Genomic DNA, 6,661 nt, shown 5'->3' on the forward strand with positions numbered 1-6,661 from the left:
CATAATCATCTACTACACTAAAACTGCAAGCTCAAATCCAAGGAGGTCCTACATGAGTCAAACACGTTTGAAATAGAAACCCCTACCTATCGCAATCCTTTCGTTTTTAGCCATCAGTGGAGTCGCTGGAACCATTGTCATATTTCCATTACATAAACGACAACGAATTCCTCTAAAAGCTAGATAAGTAAAAATAAAAATTGCGGTTTAAAGGAGAGTCATTAACGTGGAAATTCAACGAAGACCTGGGAAAAAAAATTCTTTGATCCGATTTATAGACTTCTTAAGTAAGTCCACTCAAAGCGCCGAAGCAAGGAGAGTTTCTCAATTAAATTCATCACACCCACCTTGGAATTAACTAAACGAAATTTTTGACTTACGGGGTAGGTTAGTTGAGGTGAAAAACTTGGATATTATTCGACTTGTATGTCTTACAAACGCCAAACTGATAAAAAATTAGGTGTCACCACTTCTGTGATAGCACTCAATATGTTGGCTAATTAAAAATAGAATTCTTGGAAACCCCGTTGCTCTTAAAAAATCTACTAATTGGACCAGTTGATTCGGATAAAAGCTAAAACAGTGGTTTAAGGCACTGCCTTTTCTTGTTTATGAAGAAATGGACGTAAACTAAAGATCGCATTAGTTGAAGAACCGGCTGCCTTTACAGGGCAGCTTTTCTTATGGAGTAATGAAGTTAATGACTTCGCTATAGTTGCATTTGATAGTAAATTTAGAAGGTGATTATTCAAGCTTAAAAGAAAAAGGGTAATGTAATACATATAAGAAGGAGATGAAAAAATCTCTTCCTTCTTTTTTTACTATAGAAGATAATTATTATCCCCTAAAAGAAAAAAACAAAAGACCTGCATCTAAGACGTTCAGTTTTGGATCACTTATTCCTAAATAAGCGGTTAAATCAACCCTGTTTTATTATCAAAATAAACAGCCAAATATAACCCAAATTAGCACCTCATTTCGAGGTGCTTTTATAATTGATAGAAAATTTTATCTTTTTAGAGGTAAAAATGGATATTGTTGGTATAATAAATAAAAGGAATTGTTATTTTTGTTTCACTACCGAGGCAGGTTTGTTCAATAACAAGTATTGAAAGGAGGTCTTTTGTGAGAATTATATTGTTTCCGTTATTATCATCAGTTGGGACAATGGCACTATTATATTGGATTGGAAATATATTTAATTTATCTCTTCTTAGGTTTTCATTTGTTCTAAATGAACCGTTAGAAAATGGGTTGATTTTTGATGCAAATATTGCAATACTTCCTTTTGCTATCGGCTTAATAGTTGGATTTATTGTGCAACGTATAGTTAAAGTCAGAAGCAACGAGGTACAATGAAAAGGAAGAGGTAAAATGAAGGATAAAAATGGGAATAAATAAGTTCGAATTTTGCTGAAGGTGTTATTCCACTAACAGGTGCTTTAGTTGAATAAACGGAGAAGAAAATTGGTTTATTAAAAAGTAGAACAACTAGAAAAACATTGAGATAATACTCTGTGTTTTTTTCTCTTTTCCAATCATAAATATTCATTTCCCGGTTTACAGGTTTCTTGTTTAGTTTATTCGGTTGTTTTTCGTCAATGCAATTTCACACCTCTTTATCATACCAAATAGATACCTAAATAATCACTTTACAATCATAATTGTAATAGCAATAATTGACCTGTCAATAGTATGATTATTYTAAAGGTAAAATCAATACAAACCTTGATATATCAATAAAAAATAGACACCCAATTGACTAGCTAATTGGGTGTCTATTTAGGGTTATATTTCAAGAAAAGTGATTCAAAACTGAACGGCTTAACCTGCATCATGCAGGTCTTTTGTTTCTATCGTGTTAATGCATTATAGATGTTGGCTTCTCCAGATCCGTAAAGAGGATGTTGTCCAGACTTCCCAAAGTCCTCAGCAGTATTTCATAGAGCAGCTTGAACCTGTGCTGGGGAATACTCTGGATGCCTTTAGTGATTAATACACTGAAGGGTTTTTGTTTTCTTCCATTATATATATTCTAAAACACTTCGGGCTTCCATTGATGGATTGCATGACATTCCTTATACTGGGCAAATTCAATTCACTATAATTAGAAAGATAGGCTTGATTAATAATAAGTTCTTTCCAATACCTGAAGCTACCACACATAATCTTTTTGAATAGATCACCTTCTATATAGTCATATTAACATTAATAGGAGATGGTCATGTGCCACGTGAAAATGAAAATCAACATGTTGAAGCAACCCTCATTTTGATGGAGAAATAGAAGGTATAATTAATGACCCTACAGCATCTGCAGGCTCAAAGATTGGTATTGTTAATACTAAAGGAGAATTCGCACAAGAAAAAAATCCATTCAATTTCATTCCTAAACAGGATCCAGAAATGAAACAATTCGCAAAATTAATGGAAGGTAAAAAAATAGAAGATTAAAAAAAGCAGTTCATCAAAAAAGTGATAGTGAAATTTTGGAGATATTCCTCAAATACGATACGCATAACCTCGTTCTTTTTTTGAACGGGGTTTAATATATGTAAAGGTGTGATGTTAATGAAGAAGGCTTTATTTTTGGATCGTGACGGAGTAATAAATGAAGTGCTAACGGATAGGGTTAAATTTGTAAATAAGCCACATGAGCTATACTTCTTACCAGGTGTTCCAGAAGCAATTAAAAAATTGAATCCTTTCTTTGATTTTATATTTGTAGTAACTAATCAAGGCGGTGTTGGATTGGGATTCATGAAGGAAACTGAGCTCAATAAAATACATGACCATATGATTTCTGAATTAAAGAAGGAAGGGGCAACTATTCATGACGTGGCTTATTGTCCTCATAAGCCAAAATCGGGCTGCGCCTGTCGTAAGCCAAACAGCAAATTAATTATAGATCTCAGTAAAAAGTATGATATTGATTTATTCCAATCCTACATGGTAGGAGACACCGATACAGATATTATCGCAGGGAAGAAGGCAGGTACAAAGGGAGTATTCTTGGGTAAGAGTGATCCGCTTGCAGATGCTGTTTTCCCTGACCTAATAAGTGCTGTGGATTGGATTATAGAAGATTCAACAGCAAAGTAGAGCGTACCTTTTATAATCTCTTTTTTGGCTAGTCATCATCTAATTTCTTGTTCAACTAACGAGGTAGGATAGTGAAATAAGAAGGAAGTTTTAAAAGAGTATCGAATTGGTGTTTTTTATTTACTTGGACAGACAATGACACAGTAATAATTAACGGTCATACATTAGATACGCCAAATTTGATTTTAGATATGAATGAGGGGCAGCTTTTCTTATTGATCTAAAGGTTAATTAAGATGAGCACTTCCTCATCCGGGGGTTATGTCAACCTAGGGGATACCAATATTTTATGAGTTGTTCTTTTATCGTCAAAGTAAGAAAGAGCGTATCAATAGTAAGATTGAATGATTACAAAAGTTATAGAATGACCAAGGCATTTAAAGTAGGATAAGAAAAAATTAATATAATAGATGAAATATTTAACGAGCTGGATAAAGTCAGCTCGTTTTTTTTTAGGAAATTTAAGTTCGATTGTTATGTCAACCTACTGTGTATCCTCTATACAACGAGTTCAGCGTTTGAATCGTGGCACTTAATCACTTCCTCGCATTTTTTAGAAACTAACCGAATATGTTTAGGTGTATTGAAGTTCTGCTATAGGAAGGACGAATTTTGTGAACGGTACCCTATCAGACGAAATTAAACGAATTATAAGCATCTTGAAGAAGGATCAATCTGAGGTAGGAACTTGGGATTATCCTTTTGAAAYAGGTATTACAACGGATGCCTATATGATTATTTTATTGCGTTCATTAACTATTGAAGATGAAGAATTAATAAAGGAACTAGTAGATCGGATTTTAAGCAAACAACAAGATAGTGGGGCTTGGAAGCTGTTTTATGATGAAGAAGATGACGGTAATGTAGCTGCCACGATTGAAGCTTATTACGCCCTTCTATATTCCGGCTATTGTTCTCATGATGATGTACGAATGCAAATAGCAAGACAGTTTATTTTATCAAATGGGGGAATAGACAAAAGTAATTTACTAACAAAAATTATGCTGGCAGTAACTGGACAATTTTCATGGGCAAAAATTTTTACTATTCCGACAGAATTTGTTTTTCTACCACACTCATTCCCGATTAACTTTTTCGACTTTTCTGTCTTTGGTAGGGCAAATATCGCTCCACTCATGATTCTCGCTGATAAGAAATACATAATTAAAACAAATAAAAGTCCAAACATTTCAGATTTATATATTTTGAACCACAACCGGTTGGATGAAGAATATTTATCAAGGGTCCTCTCAAATGAATGGAGTCCTTTTCTTTTATCCATTCAAAAAAGAATTGAGGACCTAATTGGTTTGCCAAAGCAAATTCAGGAACTTGCGGTAGATAAGACAAAACAGTATATGCTGGAACGAATTGAACCGGATGGCACCTTATACAGTTACTTCAGTTCGACATTTCTTCTAATTTTCGCGTTGCTTTCCCTTGGATATAAGAAAGATCATCCCACAATCATTCATGCGGTAAACGGATTAAAGTCTATGAAATGTCAAGTTGACGGGAAGACTCATATGCAATTCACCACAGCAACGGTATGGAATACAGCTTTAATTAGTTATGCCATGCAAGAAGCAGGGGTTTCCGAATTAGATCCCGTTATAAAAAAAGCAAACCAATTTTTATTAACACGACAGCATTATAAATATGGGGACTGGGTCATACACAGTCCACATAGTCTTCCAGGGGGATGGGGTTTCTCAAATGTAAATACAATGAACCCTGATATTGATGATACAACTGCATCCTTAAGGTCAATCTGCAAAACTGTCAGTAAAAAAACCAAAGTCCATACATCTTGGGACAGAGGAATCAACTGGGTATTTTCAATGCAAAATGATGATGGAGGATGGCCATCATTCGAAAAAGGCGTGAATAAAAGCATTTTGTCTATAATTCCAATTGAAGATGCTGAATATTTACTCGCAGATCCATCAAGTGCAGATTTAACAGGAAGAACATTGGAATTTTTCGGGAAATTCACTAACTTAAAGAAGAGTCACGACTCTATAAAATTAGGTGTAAATTGGTTATTCGATCATCAAGAACCGAATGGATCGTGGTATGGACGATGGGGCATTTGTTATATTTATGGTGCTTGGGCTGCTATAACCGGGCTTGTTGCAGCAGGAATATCATCGGACCATCCTTCTATTCTAAAATCAGTCAAATGGCTTCGTGATATTCAAAATTCGGATGGGGGATGGGGAGAGTCTTGTAAAAGTGACAAAATGAAAACGTACGTTCCATTGAGAGCCAGTACGTTAACTCATACAGCCTGGGCATTGGATGCGCTGATTGCTGCTGAAGAAGAACTCACACCAGAAATAATATCCGGCATCAAATATATTTTAGAAAATAAAGATAAAGATGACTGGACAACATCTTATCCAAAAGGACAGGGAATGGCTGGCAGTTTCTATATTCATTATCATAGTTATCGATATATTTTCCCTCTAATTGCACTTGCGCATTATCAAAAAAAATTTCCGAATGAAAGCCTCTTAACTCTCAAAGACGAATAGGTATGAAAGGTGACATGATTTAACGGTCTGAGATGAATAACATGTCAATTATAATCAATATTGACTTCTTGCTGGCAATATGGACCTTGGCAAATTGGATATCCCAAACTGAAAGATGTTACCCCCATGATATCGGGCGTTAAAATAACGTATTTTAAATGGCTTTAGAAAACCCTTTGATACTATTAATTGATTAATTGATTAATTGATTAATTGATATCGTATTGGTCAAGTGATGGTAGAAACGATTTGGTATAATAGAGTAGTAATAAAATAGGTACTCAAGGGTGGTTGGCTCACTTCCTGGAAAGGGGGTGGCGCCATGTCAGTATTCGAAGCATTGATGTTCGCAGTAACGTTCGCAGCATTAATCGTGTCAATTCTGTCATTTAACCATAAAAAATAACCCATCCTTGAGTTAGACGCACAAGATGGGTTATTTCTCATTATTTAGCTGACGCCCTTTGAGGGAACCTGCCTATTGCATGACTGAATGGTGTTGACGCACCGTTCGGTCTTTTTTAATATACGTAATACTTGCTATCATTATAACATAATGATTAAAAAAACTGCAAAGCACACCTGAAATTGCTATATTATCATTATTTTAAAATTAAGAATTTTATAATTAAAATAGTATGACTAAAAGAAGATACGCAACGTCTTGTTCACCTAACGGGGCAGGTTACAAGGCTTAAAAACAGGAGTATTAAAAAACTATGTAGAATATTTAAGTAACCCCAAAATTTAGGGGTTGTTAGATTGTATTGTAATCGAAATTATTAGGGTGGGAGATTATATTACCAAGATTACCAAGAAGATATGTGTTTTCACTAAATATTAATTGGTTTGTTCTATTAAATAACCCACTCGTTGGATCACAGTAAAAGATTGTTAATCATTCTTTATCTTCAATGGAATCTTTTCTTCTTTCTCATTCCACTTAACGACGACCTCAATCAATTCATCTTTCTTGCGCATATTACCATCACCAGCTTCTGAACTATCCCGAATATACTTTGT

Annotated in this window: 3 protein-coding genes; all 3 read left to right on the plus strand. The window is 34.6% G+C overall.

The genetic code is table 11. From position 1 onward, the window contains the following. Nucleotides 1-1,125: 1,125 nt before the first annotated feature. Nucleotides 1,126-1,359, plus strand: coding sequence for a hypothetical protein (locus AC1DOS_RS16860; protein ID WP_108587354.1), 234 nt, complete (start codon nt 1,126-1,128; stop codon nt 1,357-1,359). 1,211 nt (nt 1,360-2,570) lie between these two features. Continuing rightward, nucleotides 2,571-3,101 carry a D-glycero-alpha-D-manno-heptose-1,7-bisphosphate 7-phosphatase gene (locus AC1DOS_RS16865; RefSeq protein WP_108587352.1) on the plus strand — a complete coding sequence of 177 codons (531 nt, stop codon included), beginning with the start codon at nt 2,571-2,573 and terminating at the stop codon, nt 3,099-3,101. Nucleotides 3,102-3,715: 614 nt separating this feature from the next. Continuing rightward, entirely contained in the window at nt 3,716-5,638 is a 1,923-nt protein-coding gene (gene shc / locus AC1DOS_RS16870) for a squalene--hopene cyclase (protein ID WP_477538436.1), read from the plus strand. Nucleotides 5,639-6,661 lie beyond the last annotated feature (1,023 nt).

This window comes from Paenisporosarcina sp. P5_A11 (genome assembly GCF_056400705.1).

Bases quoted from the DNA above. Each gene is read 5' to 3' on its own strand.
- AC1DOS_RS16865 (WP_108587352.1), top strand. From the start codon at position 2,571: ATGAAGAAGGCTTTATTTTTGGATCGTGACGGAGTAATAAATGAAGTG.